Genomic DNA, 24,926 nt, shown 5'->3' with positions numbered 1-24,926 from the left:
GGCGTCGAGTTCGTCGTCTCCGACGACCATCCGGGGCTCAGGGCGGCAATCCGCGAAGTGCTGCCCGAAGCGGTCTGGCAGCGCTGCTACGTGCACTTCCTCAGAAACGCGCTCGACTACGTGCCGCGCAAGGTCGACGACGATTGCCTGATGGAGGCAGGCCAAATACCCGAAGCTGGTCAACTGGGTGGAAGATAACATCGAGGAGACGCTGAGCTTCTATCGGCTGCCCGCTAGCTCACCACAAGCACATGAAGTCGACGGATGACATCGACAAGCCTGATTTCGACTTTTTCGATTCCTGTTGCGTTTCTTTGTTCGGCTCAGGTGAGCCTGTTTCTTCGTCCCGGCCCACAGGATTTCCCATGCGAGCGTGTCGAGACGCAGTCAAGGCTGGCCGGTGCGATGGCGCCGCGGCCGGCTGCGAGGTTTCCAGGCCACGCCTTGACGGCGTCGAGCACGGCGCCATTCTGGAGCGGACCGAGGGCGTAGGTCGTGCCGCCAGATTTCCTTGTGCTATATTTGTCCGGCACGGACGACCACGTGGCAAAGAGTGGTGCGAGAGGATGAGAGTGCCGCCACGCAGCCGTTATAGTCGTTCCTCGTTTGTGGCGTCCGTGCGCCGCTTCGGCCCTCGTGACCGCCAATGCCGAACCATTAGCTCGTAGGCACGTTCGGCATTCTCGGCCGCGGCTTTCTCGCTGTTTCGCAACTCCTTCACGTTGTAGGCGTAAGCCGAACCGCGGCGACCGACACCGCGCTCGCCCGGCGCGCCGGCCTTGAGAGCGAGCTGCCTCTGCTTTGCCGCCACCAGCGCCGGGCGAGCCCAGAAGTAGTCCTGCTCCTTTGTCAGCAGATGCCAGATCAGCACGGCGAGCTTGCGGGCGACCGCCACAGCTGCGACCTGATGACCACGCTTGTTACGGATGCGTAGGAAGAAGGCCCTGAGCGGTCCGGGCGCCTTCGCCGCCGCCCAGGCGGCCTCGACCAGCATGGCGCGGGCATGGGAACGCCCATGTTTGCTGATCCGGCCATATTGCGCCAAGCCAAGACCGGATTGGCGCACACGCGGATTGAGGCCGAAGTAGCTCACCAGCTTCTGCGGCTCGCGGAACCGCCGGATCTCGCCGACCGCGGCGATGATACCGCTCGCGACGATGACATTGACGCCGGTGATCGTCTGAAGCCGCCGGACTTGCGCATCATCAACCGCTTCCCGGGCGATGTCGCGATCGAGGTCAGCCAGATCCTCGGCCAGGCGATCGATCTCGCGGATGTGGCGGGCGATAGCGGCCCGCTCGTCGTCGGGAAGCACCTGCCGCTCGAGCCAGGCGCGACCGCGATTGTTGAACAGATCGGCATGCGGGCACTTCGGCACTAGGTGCGCCTGCAGGATGCCATGCAGCTCGTTCTTCACGCGCGTGCGATGCCGCACGACCTGGTTGCGCCGCGCGACGAGGCGGCGAAGCCGCTCGGTCCGCTCGTCAGGTACCCAGACCTCCGGCAGAAAGCCGCTGGCATGGAGCTGCGCCAGAACGCCGGCATCGATCTTGTCGGTCTTAATCCTGGCATGGGCGATCGCCTTCACCTGCATCGGGTTGGCGACAATCACCCGGCCGACATAGGGCGACAGAACCCGCACCACCGCCATGGCGTTGCCCGTGGCCTCGACGACAACCTCATCCGTCCGTCGCAAACTGCGGCCGAACCCTTCCAGTCCCGAGCGGGTCATGTCGACCCGTCCGTGATGGCGCAGCCGGCCGTCTTCCCAAACCACCACCTCCGCAAAGGTGCGGTGGATGTCCATTCCAATCACACGTCTCATCGGCTCCCTCTCCTCAAACAGTCGGGAGCCGGCGGGCGACGCGACACCTACGGATCCGCGCTCTCGGCGCAACCGGGCAGGTCGCAGGGGCGGCCAGCTACTAACGCGAGCTCGCAGCTCATCGAATACATCGGCCTGCCCGCACTTGGCGTGCTCCCGGTGCCCCTGTCCCGGATGGTCGCACCATACGCCGAAAATCGCTCATCTCCAGCGGGGATCGGATGGCACCGTCATGATCATACCGGTTACGAACATGCTGGAGCGGCTGAACCAGGAGATCAAGCGGCGCACCCTGGTCGTTCGCATCTTCCCCAACCCGCGGAGCTGTCTGCGGCTGGTTCGGGCATTGGCGGTGGAGATCCACGAGAACTGGCTCGAGGCGACCCGCTACCTCAACATGGATCATCTGCGCGAGCACAAGAAGGAGAGCCTGAGGGCCTTGGCCGCCTGAGCACCGTCATGTGTCCGCCGCTCCGCTAAACACGGGGGCTGCGCGGCGGACACGCCGACGTCACCGCAATGCCACGCCATTTTGCAGAACTTGACGCACACAACTCCTCGCTTGATGCTTGGGGCCGAGACAATCGGACCCCGTTTCAACATCATCACTCTGGGGACAGCCACCTTCTTGGCTATGCCACGAGCGCCGGCCCATTACGGCATCTAGGGGTTGGGTGCATACAGCCCGCACAAAGGATTTTGACGTAGTCCGCGGTCATCTGCGGCGAATTCGCCAAGCTCTGTGGCTTTCGCCGCCATTGCGGATACTCCTTAGTTCCTCAGATCGTGACCGAGCGGCCGCGCCGCGGATCATATAGCGCTGAGGCACCACGCGAGTACGGATTTCTGCGCGTGCAGGCGGTTTTCGGCCTCGTCAAAGACGACGGACTGCGGTCCCTCAATCACCTCATCGGTCACTTCCTCGCCGCGATGGGCCGGCAGGCAGTGCATGAAGAGCGCATCGCTCTTGGCATGGATCATCAGCTGTTTGTTCACCTGGAACGGCTGGAAGACGCTGTGTCCGCGCGCCCTATGCTCCTGGTTCATGGATACCCAAGTATCCGTCACCACGCAGTCGGCGCCGGCCACCGCTGTTTCCGCATCATGGCACAACATGATGCTGGCGCCTTCGTTGCGAGCCCAATTCAGGAACTTATCGTTGGGTTCCGAACCGAGCGGGACGGCCATGTTCATGCGGTAGCCGAACCGGGCCGCGCCCTCAACAAAGGAATGCAGCACATTGTTCCCATCACCCGTCCAGGCAATCGTCTTGCCTTTGACCGGACCACGATGCTCCTCAAAAGTCATAAGGTCCGCCATGATCTGGCAAGGATGCGTGTCATCCGTCAGGCCGTTGATGACCGGCACAGTAGCGTGCTCCGCCAGTTCTAGAAGCCGCTTGTGATCGGTCGTGCGGATCATGATTGCGTCGACGTAGCGCGACAGGACCTTAGCCGTGTCCCCGATTGTTTCGGCTCGGCCGAGCTGCATCTCGGCACCTGACAGGAACAGGGTCTCGCCACCGAGCTGGCGCATGCCGACATTGAAGGAAACGCGGGTCCGGGTGGACGGTTTCTCGAAGATCATCGCCAGCATCTTGCCCGCAAGCGGATTATCCGCCGTGCCTGCCTTGGTTGCGGCCTTGCGGGAGATCGCATCGCTCATGATGCCGCGCAGGTCGTCTGCGGAAACGGCCGACAGATCGAGAAAATGTTTGGGTGCCATATCAACCTGTCAATTCTCCAGATGCCTTGCCATGCTGGCCGGTGGCGTGTGAAAGCCACACCTGAGAGGCCTAATACATGGCCGCAACTGATCGCATGTCCATAACTTAAAGATTCTTCTTGCATGCCCGGGGTGTCCACACCTCTGCGAACGTGGTGGAGGGGTCCCGGGTGCCATGTATAGCATGTCGCCAGCGCGGCGCAGCTTGGCCGGCTTGTCCTTCCATTCCTCCGGCACCTTGCCCGCCTTGATGTCGGCCTTCTCGCCATCGGAGTTGCGCTGCTTCGGCGCCGCCACGATCGTGGCGTCGACGATCTGCTCGCCCATCGCCAGATAGCCCGCCTTGGTGAGGTGCTTGTCAAAACAGGCGAACAGGTTCTCGATCGCCCGCGCCTGCGTGAGGTGCTCCCGAAACAGCCAGATCGTCTTGGCGTCCGGCACCTTATCGCCCAGCCCCAGGCCGAGGAAGCGCATGAAGGACAGCCGGTCCTGGATCTGGAATTCCGCATGGTCGTCAGACAGGTTGTAGAGCGCCTGCAACACCATGATCTTGAACATCAGCACAGCGTCATAGGGCGGCCTGCTGCCCTTGGCGCCATCCGAGCGCTTCAGCGCCTTGGCCGAAGGCTTGCGAAATACCTCCCACAGAACCACCGCAGTCAACGTCTCCAGCGGATCGCCCGCCTCGCTCAGCCGCGCATAGCGTTCGTCAATGTCCCAGAACCCAGCCTGTCCTCGCATCCACTGCCTCCGCGCAAATCACCGCGAGAGCGAATCAGCTCAGGTCGCCAAAGGCCAGGTTTTTCGAGGCGTCCAGCTGCTTGCGCCCAGACTCATTGTCTGCCGCAGTTACCGACGAGACCCGTGGGTAATACCACTCGCGGCGAGACTTGTGGATGTCGAGAAAGAAGTACTCAAACGAGAGTTCGCGCTCACGTAAAGTGTAATTTACCGCAGACCCAACGATTACTTCGCGGAGATGCGACCATTCATCGTAACTGTTGAGCTTCATGCTTTATCTCCTGCTTGTTAGGCCTTGGTGATGATCGAGGCTGTGTGACACCGTCCGAAGCACTGCACATCCTAGTACGCCTAGCCAACATCGAATTGGTAATCCCACGGTTCTCCGCAGTTCTAACCCGCAGCCTCTGCCTTTGGGACTACCTAATATGATAGGTGTCGTCATTGGGTGTTCTTCAGTACGATGCCGGTGATCGGTAAGCGGCAAACAGACCCCGTCAGGCCGAGCTGACCCCGTCTGGCCGAGGGGGTGAGCGGCAAGGTATCAATAGCAGACACGATGAGCTGCTGTGAGCTTCTATCTCTGCGCCTAGCTCTGGAACTAGAATCTTCCATTTGATCGAAGCTGTCGCCGAACGCCTTGAGGGTGCGCCGTGATAGCTTCGCCGGCGCTGGCCGGATGAGTTCAAGGCATGGGCATTGAACAGCGCCGCAGCCAAAGGATGTCGGAATTTGGAGGAACCACGATGCTCAATGAAAATAAAATATCAAATCATACCGCATCTTCCCAAGCCCCAAGACCGTGGGACGATTTCGATGGCCTTGGTTACTACTACCAGTTCCGTCCGGAGTACCCGTCAGCCATTGCCGAGCAGTTGCGGTCCTTGCTTGGGAACTCGACTCAGGGAACGGTCATCGAGGTGGGGGCCGGAACCGGCCTCTTTACGCGCAGCCTCGCCACCGCCCTCGGCCCTGCCTGCCGGATCATGGCCCTTGAGCCCAACGAAGACATGCGCTGGCATGCGGTCTCACAGACGCCGGCCAGCATGCCGATCACTTATGTGGACGGAATTGCCGAAAATCTGGCAGCCGGTGACCACTCGGTTCAACTGCTCACGGCCGCTAGCGCCGCCCATCGATTTAATCGCTCAGTGTTCTATCAGGAGGCGGAGCGGGTCCTGATGGCGGACGGTCTACTGGCTTTGGTGCAATACGAGCCTTTCGACAGGGGCAGTGCTTTTGCCGACGATTTTCTTTCCGCCATTGAAGGTGCGCTGCCGAATTATCGGCGGCATCGGCATTCGAAACCGGAAGGTGGGTATTTGGAGATCGACATTGGCGCGGAACTGAAGAGCCTGTCGGCTTTTCAAAACGTGCAGCGGGAGGCATTGGTCTTTCACGAGCAGATTGATCTCGAAACATTTATGTATCGTGCTCTATCCTTCACGATCGTTCAAAAGGCCATGGTCGCAATCGGCCGCTCGCACCTAATGGCGCAACTGTTTGAGATCTTCGACAGACATGCCGATCACAAACGACTGACTGCAATGCCTTACGAGGCAGAAATCATCACGGCCCGGCGCGTCGATCACGGACTGAAGAGCTAGACGATATCCGACGCACGGCGGCCAGTGCTTCTACGCGGAGCGTCGGTCATAACCGGACCGGGGCACCTCTCTCGGAAATTCGTCTGTTCTCATCGATGCCGGACAAATCGTGCGCCGGATCGGATAGTGATTTCGACACGTAGAATCCGGATTGGGCCAGGGCCACTCGGCTGTTGTTGAACCTGTTTCAAGGTCGCGTCCCACCGGGTAGATGCTATGGGGCGAGCGGCGAGGGTGTGGGAGCGCCGGTATAAACCGGCAAGGAGTAGATGGTGAAAGCCCATCACGATGAAGGAGTAGCGATCCACATCGGCCCCGAGTCATGCGCGGGCAGCCATGAGGCTGTGCGCGAAGCGTTGACAGGGCAGCATGCACGCTAGCCACTGAGCCACGAAATGCGCTTGATTCCGGGTGCCGACGCTTTCCACACAGCGGAAGGCAACACGAACGGATACGCTATCCAAGTGTCCGCTCGGCCCGGCGTGATCGAAGACCTTGGCATGCATGGACGCTCCTTGCGCGGGACCCGGAGACCTCGTGAGCGGCCAGAGCGGCACGCCTCTGCTGGTCCGCAACGGGAAGGCGAGGAGCCGTAGCTGTTCATGCACGATCACGAGGGGTCTGATCCCGCCATAGTAGCGAGGAACCTTGCGAACAAAGCCGGTTTGCCGGCTGCGGAGCAGGTGGAGCAAAGGGCGGGAACCGAGGGGAATGCGGATCAGCAAAACACGCGCCGGGCGCAGGACCGGGAAAGCGTGTCAATTGCGCGGGACCGCATACGGAATGCCGCAAGGCAAAGGAAGAAGGAGAAGTTCACCGCGCTCTTCCACCACATCAGTCCGGAACTGCTGAAGACGGCCTTCTACGTGATCAACGAGACGCTGCCCCCGGCGTGGACGGGAAGACGTGGCGAACCTAGGAGGCAGATCTCGATCAACGGATCGCTGACCTGCACGACCGGGTTCAACGGGGAGCGTACCAGCCACTACCGTGACGGCGGACGTATATACCGAAGTCGGACGGACAACGTTCAGTCCGTGCGGCGCCCGGCAATCCGAAATCCTCGTCCTTCGCATAAAGGCGATTGCCGGGATTTGGTGATCTGCCCAATCTCAGAACACCGCGTTGGACGGGGTTCGGATGATCCGCGGCACGCGTGCGGATCTGCAGCGCCGGAACCATCAGCGCGATGAATCGGGCGATAGATGTTGGTCATCTGCACCGAAGATGGCGACGCGCCGCAAAGACAAACAGGTTGTAACCGAAGGGCGGCATGATAAGGCCGATCTCGAAGGCGGCCGTGTGCAGCGCGGTAGCGTCATAGCCCTTGTCTTCCAGAAGCATCGCGCCCCCCGCAAGCAGTGGTAAGAATCTCGATCCGCCTTTTTGCGGGTCCGCCCTGCTGGTGGACCGCCGACAACGGAGGTATCGATCATCTGCCGTTCACAATCGTAAGCCTCTGTGACCGCGCCATCAGGCGGTCCCAGATGCCGGCTTTGCGCCATCGGCCGCTGCAACTCGTGGTTTCCGGACGGGAATACTCGTCCTTCTCCACGAGGATCGGTTCCCTCTAGCGCTGCGGGATCGTGACAGATGTAATCTCGCGGGCAAGCCAGCGGTTTGCGGCGGCGGCTCTGAAGTCTCTGTGCGAAAAGGCATCTCCAGCTGTATGTCGCTTGCACCTGAGGTGGCGTGCCGAGAATAACGTCGATCGCCGGGATCGTCCAGTTGGCAAAGACACAGCGGTTGAGTTTGACACCGCGAAAATGTTCGACCGTTCCTTGGGCGTTTCGCTGCCAAGGTCGCCTTCTGGGTGCCAGTTATGTTGGGCACGGTCGCGAAAACTCTTCGATGAAGCTTGAGAAAGTGCGTCATGTCTTTCGGTGCTGGGGCACACTCGTACGCAGGTGTCGCAGTCAATGCGTGGCTTCCCGTATTGCTCGGAAATGCCGAAGTCCCCAATCGCGCCTACTCCGCCGCGTGGAGAAATGCAGGCTTAATCCCGTACATCGAGTAGAGACCGGCTTCATCGAAGATCACACGGTCGTCATAGCCGCTGAACCAGATGGCGTTCGGGTTCCGACCGACGATCGTCACCTTGCATCGGTCCGGTGCATCTGCGGCCGATCGCAGTAGCTTAAAGATCACGACGCCCTTTTCGCCTCCAGGGACGCCAGGTACGAACTCGTTGGTGACGGCAGCCACTTCGGTCTTGCCTTTGTAGTGGGTAATCGAGAGCCGCGCATGCGTCTCGATGCCGGAGAGGCCCTTCTGCGACTCATTTAGAATCTGCCAAGCACGCTCGATCGGGACATTGAACGCCTTATGGCCGATTATGTCGCGGCCACAGAAGAAGTAGTGATTCTCAATACCATTTCGGAGTAACTCGCGCTGCATAATCCGTAGCGCTTCGGCATTGTCGTTTATGTGGCGGATAATCGGAGACTGATTATGAATCGTGATCCAATCGCGCCGGGCTAGTTCCTTGACCGCGGACCGCGTTTCGGGAATCCATTCGAGCGCACCGTCAGAATTGTCCATATAGCGGCCATCCGGTGTTTTGCGGAGAAATTCGGCGGGATGATTGAAGTGCACCACCATCCGGACGCTAACTTCAGGATAGGACTCGTGGAAGGCATCGAGCATCGCAAAAAAAGTCCCGTCGAACCGCTGCGGATGAAACGCCAGTTCCTTGGTGCCTATGCGGATATGCTCGACTCCGGCTTCCGAGAGCGCCGCCAGCCATGCAGCGATATTCTTGTTTCCAAGAGCCATTGGATCGCCACCTGACATCAGAATCTCGCGAAGCTTTACACGACCGGTCGTGGGATGGCGGCCGCCGTTCGCGGCCACCAGCCTATTGTGCTCACGAATGTATTCGACAACCTCACTTAACTGTGCCAGGCCTTTTGGAGCTACCGTGCCGTCCTCGCGAGTGATCTGCTTGCGGCCGATCAGTTCCTCGCGATAGCAGAAGCGGCAGTGGGCGGAGCAGGTGGATGCCACGTAGAGTAGACCAAGCTCGTATTTATGGATCAGCCCTTCGCGCGGGCTGTAAGTCATCTGCTTGCCCGGATCTTCTGCCCCGTCGAGATCGTAGGTCTCTCTCGGGCTGGCTTTCACCAGCGTCCGCATGGGCCGGCTGTATTGCGCCTGCTCATAGTAGTGCCGCGTGATCTTGATCGGCATCCTGGCTTCCAGATCTCTTGGGGTGCCTTTCAGATCGAGGATCTGATCGAGTTCTTCCCGCGAATAGAAGCCGCGCATTTCTTGGGGCACATCCTCTCTGGCGAACTTGGCTATGCCGGTGATGATCTGCCGGTCGTATTTGCCGTTGACGACTTTGTCCAGAAACGCCTGCTCACGCTGTGAGGGCGAGTACTTTTCTACGGTATACATGGCGCACACCTCCAGGCTGCTATGTCCGGCCGGCACAGACTGCAGCAGAGGCCGATCCGCGTGAACGTGTTGATTTTCTTGGTCTGATTTCTCGGATGCCACGCTCGGACTTACAAGCGCATATTTGTCACCAGTTTATGACTTGTATACATGAAGACAGTATTCTTCGAACTGTTGTTGAAAGCCGCACCCTTCAGCCTTGCTGAAACAATGCGGCGCTCACCGGAGCTGCTGATGGCCGGGAACGACATCAACCGTGTCATCGATGTCGAGCGACACGCTTTTGGCGGCGCGGCATAGCTCGACAGCCACAGATCGACCAGCACCCAGCCGAGCCGGATGACGGTGCGCAGGTCAGGCAGGTTTCCTCCAGGCGCGAGCACGTCGGCTGCGAGCACAGATCAAACCCGCTGCCAGGCAGCCGCCCGCAAGCGAGCTTGAAGGCCGGGTCGGTGCGCAGTCGGTCGAACTCATTGGCATCTCGTAGCCGCATGCGATCGCAAAGATGCGGGCGCGCAGAATGTCGGCCATGGCGTGAATCACCCGCTGTGGGTCGCGCGGATCGTGCATCGCAGCGGCCAGCCTGTCGGCCAGTTGCAGGCGTCGCTCGGCCGCGGCCAAAGCATGACGCCAACATCGGAGGTGACGCGTCACCATCAAATGCAGCTGAGATCTTCTTGCGTCCAACGGCTGGAAATAAGAGCGGCAGCAACGTATCGTTGCTCATGGCGGGTGTGGCTCGCGAGATGCGGTGGCAGGGCTGGCTTGGACAACCGAGTCCTATGCCAGATATTCGCTAAGGCTACATCCGCCAGCCTCTCAGACGCTCCGTCGTGCATAGACGGGCCTCTGTAACAGGGCTCGAACGAGGCAGGCCGTAATGAGGCACTAGTTTCTTGGGTTCGCTCCTACAAATCGATAATTCCGAAGCTTATTGCTTTTATAGCTGCAGCCGTTCTGCTGGAAGCATCCAGTTTTCTTAATACATTTTTTATATGGAAATTAACAGTGTTTGCGCTAATTCCCAGAATGATTCCTGTTTCCCACGACGATTTCCCTCTCGCTGTCCACAAGATGCACTCTTTTTCTCTAAGAGAAAGATCAGGAGCTTCCTCGATGCCAACCGGATCCGCGAAGTTTGCGACCTTCAGATGGAAATGTAACGCAGCAAGTTGCAAGTAGGTGATTGTTTTGTTTTGGAATTCGCAGTCCCCGGGTTGTGCAAAGCTCATGATCGCAAAGCTGGCATCCAAGCCGTGCAGTGGAACGCTAATGCCTGTCCTCAAGCCGAACGTCGCAGCCTCATCGAAAACGCGCCGTTCGTCTTCAGTCGTACGTTCGTCATTGTACACCTCGCTCCATCGAAAGGCGCTTGCACGCTTGCGACTCGTCTTGATAATGGGGTCTATCCTGTCATAGCCCATTTCGAAATAGCGCTGCTGCCATTCATTGGGATAATTCAGCATGATCGTCGGACCGCTTGAACGAGAGCGATAGGCGATCCACGGGCAATCAAAATTCAGGGCAAAAGCAGATAGTAGGTCAAACAACTCCTCGGATTGAGCAACACCATCGGTCTGGGCGAGAAATCGGTCGAACTCAGCCGCAAACACCTCCCTAGATGCCTTGGGGAAATGCATCGACGGGACCAAAGAAAGTTGCTCGGACACGCTGGTCGCCAGCCCTCGCCGTTGAGACCGCGGCCATCCGCGGGTGTTCCATTGTCTCTCCTCCGCCTTTTGTATCGGATGTTGTCCCTGGTGGACAAAGCTGCCGGCAGTAGGGCTACGGTTCTCGCGGCCGTTGGCAGGCCGGATCACTAAAGCTTATCACTTTACCGAAAGGCATAAAGTTATTTTGGGTTAAGTACATATTACGTCGGTTTTCTGAAAGTGTAGCATTAGAAAAGAATGTTTAATGTCTAAGATCGTCCGGTTCATTCTCCCGAACTAACCGTGGGTCTATGGGTGCCTGACCTTGGTCCTGCAGTGCTCGATGTCGTTCCTGGCGCAGGTGTTTTCGAAGGCGTGCGCCGGAATAGCACGCCGTTTGCCATGCCTGCTTGACCAACGGCGCAGCCGAGCGCGGCGCGGGGCGGGGTGAATTTGGTTGCCGCAGTCGGTAAAATCGGGTGCGTATGTTGTAGGGACGCGGCAATGAGCCGTGTGCAGTTAGAAGTGGTCCCGCCTGGTGAGACAGTTTGGCGGCTCGGCTAAGGTGGATCGCGGTTGTTTCTACGCCGCCAGTTGCCTCCTTCATTTCCGCCGAAGCATAGACTTCGTCGGGTGTCCTGCCGCCGAAGGCTGAGTGCGGGCGTCGCCGACTATACAACTCAGCGACGGAACACCCACGGGACCGACCAACGCGAGCTTGTTTATCCATGGCATCCCTGGGCTGAGCGGCAAGTCTTTATCCATGAAGTGATCGAGAAGGGTGACGCGTCGGTCTTCCGCTGCACCCTTTCTGGCCAGCCATTGCACCGGTGGTTGGAGGTTCCGGCGTGGATGTTCGATCGGGCCCGAGCGCGAGCTGGCGTATCACTACTGCTCCGCATGTCGACCTTGCCGCGCTTGGCGCCCTGGCGACACTGCTCCGGGACACGGGTGCCCCATCGCAATCGCAGGAAATGGGCGCAGCATTGGGCTCTCACGACGCGAATCGGGGAGATGTCCATGCCGCGCCAGCCCACGACATACCAGTTCGATCTGTTCTCGAAGCTGAACGACGCCGAGACGGTGCAGACGCCGCAATGGCAGGCGCTGCCCGCCGAGACGCGCCGATCAGTGACGAAGCTGATTGTCAGCCTGATTCTCGATCACGTCGACGGCGACCGCTCTCCCGGACGGGAGGAGGTGCGTCATGATGCATGAGAAGATCGACCGCACCATCTGGAGCGCAAGGCGATCCTGTATGTGCGGCAATCGTCAGCCCATCACGTCCTGCACAAACGCGAGAGCAGCGCGCTGCAATATGCGATGCGCGATCGCCTGACGTCGCTCGGTTGGTCTCGCATCGAGACGATAGATGATGATCTCGGACGTTCGGCCGCTGGCGGCGTCGCCCGCGCCGGTTTCGACCGGAGGATCGCCGAGGTCTGTCTCGGCAAGGTCGGGGGAAGGATCAGACGGCTGCTGCGGAGAGGAAAGCTGTTGCGAATTCGATGGTGGCCTCGGCGTCCTTCCATAGCCGCCTGTTGCGGCTGATCCAGGCAAAGAACGTTCCACGACCCAACGTCTCGGTTGCACGGCGAAGCCGACCTGATCGGGTTTTCGTTTGACGATCTCGACAGCGATCGAGGTGGCCTCGGCCACACGCGGTACCTGATATCCAGAATCGGCGAACACCTTTCGGATGAAGGGCAATGGTCGCCGCGAGGCGTTCAGGACCGGGCCGGCGCCGTCGCGATCCTGGATGCTGGCGGATGCGGATAAAGGACGAAAGCCGACCGTCGGGGTCGACCTGCGCAATAGGCGCTGACGCTCCTCGTCGCTCAAAGCTGCCGGTCGCCGTCGGAGCAGAACCTCCAGTTCTTCCTCGAGTGCGCGTACGCTCGTGAGGGCCCCATTCCACCGCCGCTCGAGTTCGTGAGCAACCAGACGATTTCTCGGGGTCGACCGTGTCATACTGTCGGCGCGCCCTGGTGGCCTCATATCGCGCCTGTTCGAGCGCCAACTCGATCTGGCGCTGTTTTTCGCCAGACTGATGCTCGCGCTGCGCGATCGCCTGGATGGCCGCTTCAACGCCGAGCGGCTGCAGCAACCGCACGATCTCGGCTCCCACCGCCTCGTCGACCCGTAATGCGCCAAACGAGATACAGGGATCACCTTCCGGATTGCTCCGGGTCGCATCACACTTATAGCGGCCGACATCACCCTTCGCGCCATTATAGCCAACAAGCAGCCGGCGGCCGCATTGACCGCAGCGCAATAGACCGGCGAGCAAAGCCTCGCCCTTGCGCACCGGCCCGCGCACCAGATCCTTGGGTTGATGTACGGCAGCGCGATCTGGTCACTGCGAAGCGATAAGAACACCTGACGGATGCTTTGCATTTCGGCAAAGCGGGTGAAGACCAAGCGAATCGCCTCGCGCACGCGCAGGTCGGGATCCATTTCGATCTTGTCAGGCCCCATTTTCACATAGCCGACGGCGACCGTGAAGAAGAGCTCCCCCCGGCGTGCCTTCTGCTTCAGGGCTTCCATCGAACGGGCCCGCAGGAGCGACAGTTTGAGCTCGCTCATTGTCCCTTTCATGCCCAGCAATAACCGATCGTTTGGATGGCGGGGTTCGTAGATTCCATCCTCATCGACGATTACCGCGCCAACCAGGCCACAAAATTCGATCAGCGTGTGCCAGTCGCGTCCGTTGCGCGCCAAGCGCGACACTTCGATTGCGAACACAGCACCGACAGGGCCTTCGCAGATCGCTGACAGCAGCTTCTCGAAGCCCGGACGACTGACGCCCGAACCAGAGCGGCCAAGGTCGTCATGGATGACTGTCACATCCGTCCAGCCAAGTGCACGGGCGCGCTCGGCAAGGCCATATTGACGCCGCCGGCTCTCATGGTTGTTGGCAAGCTGGTCGACGGTCGATTGGCGGATGTAGATGAAGGCGCCGCGCGCTAGGTGGTCAGACGTGATCTTCATCGCCGGCCTCCGTCGCTGCGGCGACGCTCAGTGCTTCCGACAGCAGCGCGCTTACCAGTGGCACCAGCTTCGTCCGTTCGGACGTTGCTATCGGCACCGGTGGGGGCTTGCGCACGAAGAGATCCAATTGGCGGTGACAGGATTGACGATGCTTCATGCTTGTCTCCTCCTTCGCGACGGGTATCGTCGCGCAGCAAGCTTAGACAGGCATCGAGCTCCAGACGAAGCTCACGCAGATACGTCAGTGGTAGACGGGGACGCTCCGTCACCATCATCGCTTCCGCCCGATCTTCCGTCATCCAGACTGGCAACTGCACCAACGTGCCGTCAGGCTGGCGATGATCAGAGCGACCTCGTCACCATGGCGATTGCGTCCGGCAACAGCAACCGCTCCCCGCAACGGGATGAAATCGATAGCGGATAATCGCTTCACCCGACTGATAGCGGGCATTATGAAGTTGTTGCACCGACGCCGGGCGCGCTCATCAGCCGCCGACAGACTTGCTCCTTTCGGGCGATGTCGAGATCCTGCTTTGGCTAGTCTAGCGGAGTGGCTCATCAGGACCTCATCGAATGACGCCATGTCGAAATATGACATCATGGCCGAGCGCAGGCCTCGCTGTCTTCGGGAGATCCTCCTATCAGAATTCCGTTGATGACCGCTCACATAAATCGAGCAGGTATGTTGACCCCACCCCGCAGCGTCGAACCGCTGTACTTTGGCTTGCGAAGCATAGATCAATATTGATAATGCGAGTCTAGATGGGTTAACGGGCCTCTCGCGCCGGCGACTGAGGGGTTTTGGTCGAGGCGGTCGTCCCTCACGATGATGGTGTGAACGGCGTCATGCTGACGCGCCGCGTAGTCGAGATCAGCCAGCGCGTAAAAGCGTTTACCTGCGGGTTAACGTCGCCGGCCGGGCTGACTACAAAATAGCTCCTGTGCGTCTTCAGGGGCGTGTCGCTTAGCGGGATCAAAACGCCACACTCGAGCTCCATTTCGATCAAATATCTGGGTAAAAGGGCGGCGCCGATTGAACAAACGGCAGCCGAGATGATCATGGAAAACTGACCGAAATATCGGCCGCTCGGCAGCCGCTTATGAGTGATTCCTTTCATGGCGAGCCAGTCAATCCATGCGCTTTCGCGAGTAATGAGATGCAAAAGTGGAGCCTCCGCGAGGCGAGCAGGCTCGCTTGCCGAGTACGTATCGCGGAATTTGGGAGATGCAACCGGCAGCATTTCCTCATCGAATAACTTGTTCATACGTGCGTCTGGCCAGTTGGCCTTTCCGAAATGGATCGCGAGATCGAAGCGCTCTCGTGTGAGGTCAAATGGTTCGGTGCGGGTCTCCAGCCTGATCTCGACGCTGGGATGGTCGTTCAGAAAAGTCCCCAATCTCGGGATCAGCCAACGACTGGCAAATGTTGGCAGGACGCCAATGCGTAACGTGGCATTTCGCTCGCCAGCGGCAATCGCCCGCGCCACGGATTGCTTCAGGTTCTCAAGATCGACTGCCAGATCTGCCGCGAACCGCTTGCCAGCCTCGGTCAGTTTGACGCGTCGTCCCACCCGCCGGAACATCGTCATGCCGATCGTCTCCTCAAGTTCCTTGACTTGTCTGCTGACGGCGCTTTGCGTGAGATGAAGTTCCTCCGCCGCCTGCGTAAAGCTTTCGTGCCGCGCAGCGCACTCAAAGCTGCGCAACAGGGCGTGGGACGGCAGATTGCGGTGACTTACCGACTGCAAAGGCTAAACACCTCGTATGACCGGAACTCACAGTTTTTATCTTCTACATCCATACAATTCATTTCAAGGGTGGCCCTCAAGTTGGTCCTGGGTCCTGAAGCGGACCTTCGTCAGCTCAGCAGGTTCTCCAGAGCTAATTGAGCCTGCGAGGACATGACGACAACGGCAAGACCGGCCTCTTTGAGATGCGCAGAGTTCGAGGCCTTCGCCGGGGTCAAAACTATCTCAACCTAGCGCCGGAATCGCGTCGAGAGCAATAATTCACGATTGAGTTATCTCGACGCCATCGACCTGGCCGATCACATCGCCGTCCTATCGAGCTCACTGTTCGATGGTGCGGCTATCTCGACCGCATCGTCATCGACAGCAGTCAGACTAGCCGACCGGCGATTATCTCCTGGGACACCACGAATTCGTTGCAGGATCGCTCCGGGCACCGGCTGAAGACGATCCGGGTTCGCTGGAGCCAGTATCCCTGGCATCGAGCAGGAACATCGCAAGTCCTTCGCCGGCCACGGTGCTATTCTCAAAGGGATAGAGATAATAATCCCATGTGATGCACGAGCGACAGCTAAGGGAGGCCTTCAATCCAAATCCGACCTCGCCGAGCAATTCTCCATTCTCGCCGCCTGATCCGCAGCGTCCTGTCCTCCCGTGCGCCCCAATTCAGCTCCTGTTCCTATTCGCTAAGTGTCGAAAATGGTGTGATCGACCAACGAATTAAGTCGATGGCACGCTGAAGTATCGCCTCGGTCTGGGCGCGGCTGGGTGAAGCGGCGATGACATGTCCGATGCGGTCTCGGTGGTCGCCCTTCCTGACGATCGGCGTCTTGGGTTTAATGTACAATTTAACCTCGGCGACACCTGGTACAGCAGCCGCACGACTGTCGCCATCGATCCAATCGAGGATGCCATCGCGATCAGCATTTAGGCACTGCGCGGCCGCAATGTGCGAATGCCTTCCGCGCAAGTCCCATTCGTTGCCGATGACAAGCTTGATATGCTCGGTGATGAGATCGACACCGCAGGCTGCCTGAACCAGCCGAGGACTGGTCCCACCCGGAACACGCGGATTGACTTCAATGACGACTGGGCCACGCTTCGTCCACCGGAGTTCAACAGTCATTGGCCCCCAGCCAAGGCCGAGAGCTGGCAAACAGCTCAGGGATACATCGGCGATACGGCTATGGTCGTCATCGGTTAGCGGGGCCGGGCAGGTCAAATGACGGAAGACGAAATACGGTGGGCGGTCGAAGTCAGCGGTGTCAATCCCAATGACCTCATTTCCCATTATATGAGCGCCAAAAAAGGGGCCTTGTGCGAATTCTTCGACCAGTATCCTCGGCGAAGACCGCCATATGTGCTGCCCGCCCAACAGGTAGGTCGTATGTTCGGTCAACTCGTCGAGATTGCGGCACAATCGGACACCGCTGCTGCCGCTGCCTACGGCTGGCTTAAGAACCACCGGCAGGCCGATCTCCGCGGCGGAGCTTTCTACGTCCGTCGCATTCGCTGCCAACCGATAAGCAGGCATTGGAACGCCGGCCTCGGCGAGGAGCTCACGTTGAGTGAATTTGTCACAGCATTGTTCAATCGATGCGGGGTTTGGTCCCGGTAGGTCGAAATGCCGGCAGAGCTTGCCGACTGTCGCATAGACCGACTCGTCCGCGCCCGAAAAGCCAGTAATGCCAGCAATGTCATAGGTCGCACGTAACCGGGAACATTCGCGAATCAGCGCATCGAGATTGCCTGTATCGAGACGGATTGCCTCAATGCCTTCCCCCGCAAGATAGTCATATTGAGCTGGATCAGCCGATAGGGTAATTGGATGAAGATCAAGATACCGGGCCGCTTTCACGTATTGCAGACCAATACTCCCATGGCCTTCAAGCAGGATGAGCGCTCTTCTTGTCATTGGCATCGACCTCCGTTGCATGCTGTGCGGCGATCCGAGCGTAACCGGCGTTAGTTTTCAGCTCTGCCTACCTCAGACTTTGTTGTGAAGGTATCACTGGCAGGTATCTGCGGTCGCAAAGACTCTGTAAATTTGTTTGAAGGATCTGTTGCAACGCTTTGGTTGCCGGCGGGGTGACACCAATCCCCTAGATTAATCGGAGATTTCGGGCCTCAAGGGACGCCAGTTTGAGGACAAGTCACTGGTCCTGAGATTGTCAGTCTGGTTGACGACGTTCACCTTGCGGCAAATCGCTCCGGTTTCGTCGAGAATACAAACGGAGAGCTCTTTACCGATAGTGGAGTGGCGGTATGCGCCGTGCCGCCTTTCAGAAGGCAGGATCATTGGTCTGGGCAACCATCAATTGGCCGACGTCGGCGCGGCAGCCCTCATCCGCCCGCGGCACCTTCCTCCCCGAGAAGGACGGAAGGGACAAGTTCCGGCGTTGGCGATCCCCCTCTTCCCCATTTTTTGGGTAAGGGTGAGGGGCAGTGCCGGCCCGAAGTCATTGCTTGGTCCGCCGGCTCTTCGACGCTGATCGCTCAGACGAAGAAGAACTCCTGGACGCGCTGTTTTGCCCTCTGCAGCTCAGGCAGTATCTCTCGCTCCATCTCTTCGACGGAGAAACGGGCCGACTGGGTCGAGACATTGATCGCCGCCACCGTCCGCCCGGTCCGATCGTCGATCGGCACGGCGATCGAACGCAGGCCAAGCTCCAGTTCTTCATCGACGATGGCAAAGCCGTCCGCCGCTGCCTTGCGGATGGCCGCGGCAAGCAATGGCCTTTTGGTGATGGTCTTCGGCGTTCTCCGCTCGATTTTTGCCTGGCGGAGGAACGTTTCGAGAGCATCCGGCGCGAGGCTTGCAAGCAGGACCCGCCCCATCGACGTGCAATAAGCCGGCAGCCTGGTGCCGACGTCGAGCGACACGCTGAGAATGCGTCGGCCGGGAACACGGGCTACATAGACGACGTCCTCTCCGGACAGGATCGCCGCCGAACAGGCTTCGTTCAGTTGCGCGGCGACTTCGCGCATAATGGGCGCTGCGAATGTCCATAGCGAGGCGCCCCCGAGCCAAGTACGGGCAATGGTCAAAAGGCGCGGCGACAATGAAAACAGCCGGCCGGACTGCGTCGCGTAGCCGGCGGCCGCCAGCGTCAGCAGGAAGCGGCGGGCGCCGGCACGCGTCAGCCCAGCTTCCTCGGCCATCTCGGTCAGCGTCATGCCGGCCGGATGCCGGGCGAGTATCTCCATGACCGCAAGCCCGCGTTCGAGCGAACCGACATGGTCACGCGAAGGTTCCTCGTCTTCCATGTGGCCTCCGCACACCAGCGTATCGCCAGGATTGACTCGACGCGAGAATCCAGCATAGAGAGTATCTCATATAAAACATTTGTTCGCAATACGAACTTTCGGAGTTCCTGCGATGGTCAGCTTCCTGCCGCTCCGCCAGGCCGTGGCCGAGAATTTGCACGACGGCGACGCGGTTGCCTTCGAGGGGTTCACTCATCTGATTCCCACGGCGGCCGCGCACGAAGCGATACGCCAGGGGTTTCGCGACCTGACGTTGATACGCATGACGCCGGACATCATTTACGACCAGATGATCGGCATGGGCATGGCCAGGAAGATCGTTTTTTCCTATCTCGGCAATCCCGGCGTCGGGCTTTTGCGGCGCGCCCGCGACGCCATCGAGAACGGCTTTCCGCGGAAGATCGATATCGAGGAACACAGCCATGCCGGCATGGCCAGTGCCTATGAGGCGGGTGCTGCCGGCCTGCCTTGCGCCGTCTTCCGCGGTTATCGCGGCGCCGGGCTGGCGGCTGTCAATCCGAACATCAAATCGGTCATCTGTCCGTTCACCGGCGAGGTGCTTGCCACGGTCCCGGCCATCCGTCCCGACGTTACCTTCATCCATGCGCAGAAGGCCGACAAGAAGGGCAATGTACTGGCCGAGGGCATTATCGGCATCCAAAAAGAGGCGGTCCTGGCGGCAAAGCGGGCTGTAGTGAGCGTCGAGGAAGTCGTCGACGATTTCGACGATTTGCATCCCAACCTGACCGTGCTGCCGAGTTGGACGATTGCCGCCATCGCCGTCGTGCCCGGCGGCTCGCATCCTTCCTACACGCATGGCTATTATATCAGAGACAATGCCGCCTATCTCGAATGGGACGAGATCGCCGCCGACCGCGGGCGCTTCCAGGACTGGATGCGAAGGAACGTGCTCGAAAAGAGCGCCGACGATTTCGCGGCCCGAGTCGAAAATTTGAGGACTGCGGCATGAGCGACCATCCAGGCTTGGGAATTACGCCCAACGAGATGATGACGATCGCCGCCAGCCGCGTGTTGAAGAACGACGATGTCTGTTTCGTCGGCATCGGTGCGCCGTCGGCCGCCTGCAACGTTGCACGGCTGACGCATGCGCCCGACATCACGCTGATCTATGAGAGCGGCACGATCGGCGCCGCGCCCGATGTTTTACCGCTGTCGATCGGCGACGGTGAGCTGTGCGACAGCGCCCTCACCACCGTCTCGGTGCCGGAGATGTTCCGTTACTGGCTGCAGGGCGGCCGCGTCTCGATCGGGTTTCTCGGCGCTGCCCAGCTCGATAAGTTCGGCAACATCAACACAACGGTCATTGGCGACTATTTTCAGCCCAAGACAAGGCTTCCGGGCGGCGGCGGCGCGCCGGAGATCGCAACCTCGTCGAAGCAGATCTACATCACCATGGCGCAAAGTAAGCGCGGCATGGTCGAGAAGATCGATTTCTTCACCTCCTTCGGCCATGGTGACGGCGGCGACCACCGGCAACGTCTCGGCATCGATACGGCCGGGCCGACGCTGCTGATCACCGACCTCGCCATCTGGAAGCCGGACCCGGCCAGCAAGGAGTTCACAGTGGTGTCGCTACATCCCGGCGTTTCCCGTAAAGAGGTGCAGGCAACCTGCGGCTGGACCGTGAGCTTCGCTGGCGCGGTGGAGGAAACGCCGGCGCCGACCGAACTCGAACTGAAGACATTGCGTGACCTGCAGGCCCGGACCAAGGCCGCGCATAAAGGGATCGGGAAAGAGAAGGTTGCATAATGGCCGAGGCCTATATCTGCGACTACATCCGCACGCCGATCGGGCGCTTCGGCGGTTCGCTGTCGGCGGTCCGTGCCGACGATCTGGGCGCGACACCGCTGAGGGCGCTTGTCGAGCGCAATCCCGGCATCGACTGGGCTGCCATCGATGACGTCCTCTATGGCTGTGCCAATCAGGCCGGCGAGGACAATCGTAACGTGGCGCGCATGGCGCTGCTGCTCGCCGGCCTGCCCAAGGAGGTTTCCGGCTCGACCGTCAACCGTCTCTGCGGCTCGGGCATGGATGCGGTGATGATTGCTGCTCGCGCGATCAAGGCAGGCGAGGCGGAGCTGATGATTGCCGGCGGCGTCGAATCGATGAGCCGTGCTCCGTTTGTCATGCCGAAGGCAGAGACCGCCTTTTCGCGCAATGCCGAGATTTACGACACCACGATCGGCTGGCGCTTCATCAATCCGCTGATGAAGAAGCAATACGGCGTCGATTCGATGCCGGAGACCGGCGAGAACGTGGCGGAAGAGTTCGCCGTCTCCCGTGCGGACCAGGATGCGTTTGCCGTGCGCAGTCAGGACAAGGCGGTCGCCGCGCAAGCCAATGGCCGTCTGGCAAAGGAAATCACGCCGGTGACGATCGCGCAGCGCAAGGGCGATCCGGTCGTTGTCGACAGAGATGAGCATCCCCGCGGGGGCACGTCGATCGAAGCGTTGGCCAAGTTGCCGACGCCGTTCCGTCAAGGCGGCACGGTTACGGCCGGCAATGCCTCGGGCGTCAATGACGGCGCCGCGGCGCTGATCGTCGCCTCGGAAGCAGCCGCGAAAAGATACGGGCTGACGCGGATCGTCCGCATCCTCGGCGGTGTGGCCACCGGCGTGGCGCCGCGCATCATGGGCATCGGCCCTGTGCCGGCCACGCAGAAGCTGTGCGCCCGGCTCGGCCTGAAGCCGACAGAGTTCGACGTCATTGAGCTTAACGAAGCCTTTGCCTCGCAAGGCATCGCCGTGCTGCGCCAGCTCGGCATTGCCGAGGACGCCGAGCACGTCAACCCGAATGGCGGCGCCATCGCGCTCGGTCATCCGCTCGGCATGTCCGGCGCGCGCATCACCGGCACGGCGGCGCTGGAACTGCGCGAACGTGGCGCTCGCTACGGCCTCGCCACCATGTGCATCGGCGTCGGCCAGGGCATTGCGGTTGCACTGGAGCGCGTTTGAATCCGCCGCTTCTGGCCGGTTTCTTCCCGCTCTCCATAAGACATTGCGACGTAAGGCATCGCCATCCATGCGAGACGGAAGCGGCAAACGGGGGCTAGGCGCGCATGTGCAGCTCGACCATTCCATTCGCGCCAAAGCCCTCTCCGGGCCGCCAACCACTGGGCTGGCAAGGCCCAGACGTCACGTGACCCCGCTTTGGGCGCCTTCTCTGTAGCCCCCGCTATCGTCGTGCCGAGGTACCGGTCGAGACCGGTGAACATCCGACCCGGCATAAAGCGCAGAGTAGTTCTTCGCCAGCCATGCAGGATGGGATTGAGCCCTGAAGCTTGGAGGCCAGACTGCACAGGGCGGAACTCGTTCCCGCCGCGCCGAGCGGCACCGCCGTTCGACCTGACGGCGCTGCCATGCCGCACATCGGTCCTGTTAACGGGCGACGCAGCCAACATCTTCTGTTGCGGCGCGCCGACCAGCATCTCCAGGTTGTCGTGTCTGGCGCTAGCGTTTTGCTGCCCGTCCGATTCCATATCGACGCGATCTAGCCTGCCGCCCAGTCGAAGCACTGCAGCTGAATGCCTCAATAGTCTTTCGGCACACGGACAGCTGCCGAAAAGGCTGTTTCCGCCGGAAGCGCGTGGCCTACACCTCCGGTTCGCGCTCCAGCCACTCGATGGTTCGATTGGAGGGGCTTCGCACCGGGAAATAGCCGAGGCGCTCATCGGCGAGCCGCGGGTTCAGGCCGACTTCATCGCGATTATTTGCGTGACCGCATCCGCCGCGCCATTCGGCGCGGCTGTGTGCTCATAAATGGCCGGCACAGGACCCCTTTCTGGAAAGCTTGGCAGGCGCAAAATCGCCAGCTGCTAAACAATTCCTTGTAGCCGAGGCCGTTCTCTAATGGGTCGACGGCGGCGGCTCGGTTGTGAGCGTATCGACGCGCTCGCCGTGAGCAACACCAGAAGTGGGCGATCTTTGTCCGAAACCTGCATTTCGTCAAGTTGCCCCTGCGATCTGCTCAAATTTGATGGAACTTTTACAAAATTAGCTGCGCGAGTTGATTAGTATGACGATGTCAGACTGTGGTGCTGTTGCAGGAGGGAATAATGAAAGACGTCGTCGTGATCGGAGCAGGCAAAATCGGCCCCACGATTGCACGGTTGCTCGCGGATACCGGGGACTATCATGTCACTGTCGTCGACCGCAGCGCTCAACAGCTGGCAGAGATTGAAAGCTGTCCCGCGCATTCGACGGCCAAGCTGGATATCACCGACGAAGCAGCCTTGGCTGCGCAGCTGTACGGCAAGTTCGCGGTCTTAAGCGCGGCGCCCTTCCAGCTCACCGTCGCCATCGCCACCGCTGCGGCCAGGACCGGTGTGCATTATCTCGACCTCACGGAAGACGTTGAATCCACGCGGCAGGTGAAACGGATCGCGAAGACCGCCAGAATCGCATTCATTCCACAATGCGGCCTGGCACCAGGTTTCATCTCCATCGTAGCGAGCGACCTGGCGCGCAAGTTCGACAGCCTTGAGAGCGTGCGGCTGCGCGTCGGCGCCCTCCCGCAGTTTCCCAGCAACGCTTTGAACTATAATCTCACCTGGAGCACGGACGGGGTCATCAACGAGTACATCCAACCCTGCGAGGCCATCGTCAATGGCGAACTCGTCGAAGTGCCTGCATTGGAGGAGCGCGAAGAATTCTCGCTCGACGGCGTCACCTACGAGGCCTTCAACACCTCGGGCGGCCTCGGGACGTTCTGCGAAACGCTGAAGGGCAAAGTCAACACACTCAACTACCGGACCATACGCTATCCGGGTCATGCCGCGATCATGAAGGCGCTTTTGCACGACTTGGGACTACGGCACCGCCGCGATGTGCTGAAGGACATACTCGAACAGGCCCTGCCGACCACGGTGCAGGACGTCGTGATCGTCTTTGTGACCGTCTCTGGACGCAGAGACGGCCGGTTAGTCCAGGAAACCTACGCGAACAAAATCTACAGCGCCGAGGTCGGCGGGCGCATCACAAGCGCGATTCAGATCACTACCGCATCGAGCATCTGCGCGGTTCTCGACCTGCTTGCCGGCGGCAAGATCCCGGCCCAGGGCTTCATCCGGCAGGAAGATATTAAGCTCGACGCATTTCTGCAGAACCGCTTCGCGGTCTATTACGGGCAAGGGGAAGCGACGAAGGGCCGTGGTGCCACGGTTGCGGCCTGAGCAGGCGTTTCCAGTGGCATTTTGGCGGTTCTTATCAATCGGCGGTCGTTTCCGCGACCAGCCCGTTTCCAAAAGCGAACGGGAAATGGTTCTCTCGCTCGCGCGGCCAGGCCAAATAGTAGGATTCGGGGCTTTTTATCGGCAGATCCAGAGCGGGCAGCGAAGCCAATCGCGCAGGCGGCGATCGCCGCCTGCGCGGCCGCCGCGACCTGGACGAACAACATTACCGCGCTCACCAGCTCGTCCCGCGTCGCCATGGTGATCTGCCTCATCTGATTTGCGCCTGCCACACAAATGCGGGAGCAAATCAGATGAGGCACCGGGTCAACATCCAGGAACAATTCAGGCGAGGCAATGCGGCATCTTCAAAAGGGGGTCGACACATGGCGCTCGCAATAATCAACCCCGAAGCGCTCCTTGATGACCTTCTGGAGATCGACGCGCCGCCTGCGCACCATCAACGGCAGGGTCGGCGACCGGTTTCTACAATCTCGGGCCAGCTCTGACAGTTGTTTGGCAAAAGCCGCCGCGCGAGACCACCATAGCAAGCGTCCTTGTGTCCCTCCGGCCCGGCTTCGTTGAAGCGATGCACCCAGTCGCGCACGGTCTGGCGCGATCCATCCCGCCGATCCTGGCGGCATCCGCTCGGCTCGTACCGTCAAGCACCGCCGCCAGCGGAAGTTGTGTGCGTCAAGTTCTGCAAAATGGCGTGGCATTGCGGTGACGTCGGCGTGTCCGCCGCGCAGCCCCCGTGTTTAGCGGAGCGGCGGACACATGACG

Annotated in this window: 16 protein-coding genes and 9 pseudogenes; 9 read left to right on the top strand and 16 right to left on the bottom strand. The window is 60.1% G+C overall.

The genetic code is table 11. The features are described from left to right. Positions 1-278, top strand: a pseudogene (locus tag NKI18_RS33480) (transposase); the annotation flags it as partial. 311 nt (positions 279-589) lie between these two features. Here NKI18_RS33480 and NKI18_RS31960 read toward each other — a convergent pair. Further along, positions 590-1,807 (bottom strand): IS110 family RNA-guided transposase, encoded by a 1,218-nt coding sequence (locus NKI18_RS31960; protein WP_353001345.1) that lies wholly within the window; start codon positions 1,805-1,807, stop codon positions 590-592. A 265-nt stretch (positions 1,808-2,072) separates the two neighbouring features. On the opposite strand from NKI18_RS31960, the pseudogene NKI18_RS31955 reads away from it, so the two are divergent. Next, positions 2,073-2,276, top strand: a pseudogene (locus NKI18_RS31955) (transposase); the annotation flags it as partial. 359 nt (positions 2,277-2,635) lie between these two features. Here the strand turns inward: NKI18_RS31955 and argF are convergent. The 3 genes and pseudogenes from argF to NKI18_RS31940 form a co-directional block, all read right to left on the bottom strand. Further along, the gene (argF, locus tag NKI18_RS31950; RefSeq protein WP_352824091.1) at positions 2,636-3,550 is read right to left on the bottom strand and encodes an ornithine carbamoyltransferase; all 915 of its coding nucleotides are present in this window, start codon (positions 3,548-3,550) and stop codon (positions 2,636-2,638) included. A 201-nt stretch (positions 3,551-3,751) separates the two neighbouring features. Continuing rightward, a pseudogene (locus NKI18_RS31945) lies at positions 3,752-4,291 on the bottom strand (transposase); the annotation flags it as partial. A 34-nt stretch (positions 4,292-4,325) separates the two neighbouring features. Beyond that, positions 4,326-4,562 carry a hypothetical protein gene (locus NKI18_RS31940; RefSeq protein ID WP_353021845.1) on the bottom strand — a complete coding sequence of 79 codons (237 nt, stop codon included), beginning with the start codon at positions 4,560-4,562 and terminating at the stop codon, positions 4,326-4,328. A gap of 421 nt (positions 4,563-4,983) precedes the next feature. On the opposite strand from NKI18_RS31940, the gene NKI18_RS31935 reads away from it, so the two are divergent. Together NKI18_RS31935 and NKI18_RS31930 are read left to right on the top strand one after the other, a co-directional pair. Next, a complete protein-coding gene (locus NKI18_RS31935; protein WP_353021842.1) occupies positions 4,984-5,898 on the top strand; it encodes a class I SAM-dependent methyltransferase in 915 nt (304 codons plus the stop codon). 1,140 nt (positions 5,899-7,038) lie between these two features. After that, a complete protein-coding gene (locus NKI18_RS31930; RefSeq protein WP_353021840.1) occupies positions 7,039-7,266 on the top strand; it encodes a hypothetical protein in 228 nt (75 codons plus the stop codon). Between the two features lie 600 nt (positions 7,267-7,866). Here the strand turns inward: NKI18_RS31930 and NKI18_RS31925 are convergent. The 3 genes and pseudogenes from NKI18_RS31925 to NKI18_RS31915 form a co-directional block, all read right to left on the bottom strand. Further along, positions 7,867-9,297 carry a KamA family radical SAM protein gene (locus NKI18_RS31925; protein ID WP_353021837.1) on the bottom strand — a complete coding sequence of 477 codons (1,431 nt, stop codon included), beginning with the start codon at positions 9,295-9,297 and terminating at the stop codon, positions 7,867-7,869. Positions 9,298-9,522: 225 nt separating this feature from the next. Continuing rightward, positions 9,523-10,024, bottom strand: a pseudogene (locus tag NKI18_RS31920) (transposase); the annotation flags it as partial. Positions 10,025-10,205: 181 nt separating this feature from the next. Then, positions 10,206-10,967, bottom strand: a complete 762-nt coding sequence (locus tag NKI18_RS31915) for a LuxR family transcriptional regulator (protein WP_353021834.1) — start codon at positions 10,965-10,967, stop codon at positions 10,206-10,208. A 1,002-nt stretch (positions 10,968-11,969) separates the two neighbouring features. Here NKI18_RS31915 and NKI18_RS31910 point away from each other — a divergent pair. Beyond that, positions 11,970-12,167, top strand: a complete 198-nt coding sequence (locus tag NKI18_RS31910; RefSeq protein ID WP_127248159.1) for a hypothetical protein — start codon at positions 11,970-11,972, stop codon at positions 12,165-12,167. 250 nt (positions 12,168-12,417) lie between these two features. Here the strand turns inward: NKI18_RS31910 and NKI18_RS31905 are convergent. From NKI18_RS31905 to NKI18_RS31870, 7 genes and pseudogenes are all read right to left on the bottom strand, one after another. Further along, positions 12,418-12,716 (bottom strand): annotated as a pseudogene (locus NKI18_RS31905) (transposase); the annotation flags it as partial. A gap of 412 nt (positions 12,717-13,128) precedes the next feature. Beyond that, positions 13,129-13,257, bottom strand: a pseudogene (locus NKI18_RS31900) (recombinase zinc beta ribbon domain-containing protein); the annotation flags it as partial. A 215-nt stretch (positions 13,258-13,472) separates the two neighbouring features. Then, a pseudogene (locus tag NKI18_RS31895) lies at positions 13,473-13,940 on the bottom strand (recombinase family protein); the annotation flags it as partial. Next, the gene (locus tag NKI18_RS31890; protein WP_353021831.1) at positions 13,924-14,097 is read right to left on the bottom strand and encodes a hypothetical protein; all 174 of its coding nucleotides are present in this window, start codon (positions 14,095-14,097) and stop codon (positions 13,924-13,926) included. The gene NKI18_RS31890 and the pseudogene NKI18_RS31895, both read right to left, overlap by 17 nt. 664 nt (positions 14,098-14,761) lie before the next feature. After that, complete coding sequence (locus NKI18_RS31885) at positions 14,762-15,688, bottom strand: LysR substrate-binding domain-containing protein (protein WP_353021829.1); 927 nt, start codon at positions 15,686-15,688, stop codon at positions 14,762-14,764. 679 nt (positions 15,689-16,367) lie between these two features. Continuing rightward, entirely contained in the window at positions 16,368-17,603 is a 1,236-nt protein-coding gene (locus tag NKI18_RS31875) for an ATP-grasp domain-containing protein (protein ID WP_353021826.1), read from the bottom strand. Positions 17,604-18,184: 581 nt separating this feature from the next. Continuing rightward, entirely contained in the window at positions 18,185-18,955 is a 771-nt protein-coding gene (locus NKI18_RS31870; protein WP_353021823.1) for an IclR family transcriptional regulator domain-containing protein, read from the bottom strand. A gap of 112 nt (positions 18,956-19,067) precedes the next feature. Here NKI18_RS31870 and NKI18_RS31865 point away from each other — a divergent pair, with 112 nt between their 5' ends. From NKI18_RS31865 to NKI18_RS31845, 4 genes are all read left to right on the top strand, one after another. Continuing rightward, positions 19,068-19,925 (top strand): CoA transferase subunit A, encoded by an 858-nt coding sequence (locus NKI18_RS31865; RefSeq protein WP_353021820.1) that lies wholly within the window; start codon positions 19,068-19,070, stop codon positions 19,923-19,925. Further along, a complete protein-coding gene (locus tag NKI18_RS31860; protein ID WP_353021817.1) occupies positions 19,922-20,725 on the top strand; it encodes a CoA-transferase subunit beta in 804 nt (267 codons plus the stop codon). The genes NKI18_RS31865 and NKI18_RS31860 overlap by 4 nt, the downstream gene beginning before the upstream one ends. After that, positions 20,725-21,930: a 3-oxoadipyl-CoA thiolase gene (gene pcaF / locus NKI18_RS31855; protein WP_353021814.1), complete on the top strand. Its 1,206-nt coding sequence runs from the start codon at positions 20,725-20,727 to the stop codon at positions 21,928-21,930. Before NKI18_RS31860 ends, pcaF begins: the two co-directional genes overlap by 1 nt. 1,100 nt (positions 21,931-23,030) lie before the next feature. Beyond that, positions 23,031-24,146, top strand: coding sequence for a saccharopine dehydrogenase family protein (locus NKI18_RS31845; protein ID WP_353021809.1), 1,116 nt, complete (start codon positions 23,031-23,033; stop codon positions 24,144-24,146). Between the two features lie 374 nt (positions 24,147-24,520). Here NKI18_RS31845 and NKI18_RS33475 read toward each other — a convergent pair. After that, positions 24,521-24,604, bottom strand: a pseudogene (locus NKI18_RS33475) (helix-turn-helix domain-containing protein); the annotation flags it as partial. Between the two features lie 97 nt (positions 24,605-24,701). Beyond that, positions 24,702-24,836 (bottom strand): annotated as a pseudogene (locus tag NKI18_RS31840) (helix-turn-helix domain-containing protein); the annotation flags it as partial. Between the last annotated feature and the right edge of the window lie 90 nt (positions 24,837-24,926).

The organism is Mesorhizobium sp. M0800, assembly GCF_040320095.1.
Taxonomy (GTDB): domain Bacteria; phylum Pseudomonadota; class Alphaproteobacteria; order Rhizobiales; family Rhizobiaceae; genus Mesorhizobium.
The sequence above is the reverse complement of the archived record's forward strand: the minus strand, read 5'-3'. Positions and strand labels throughout refer to the sequence as shown.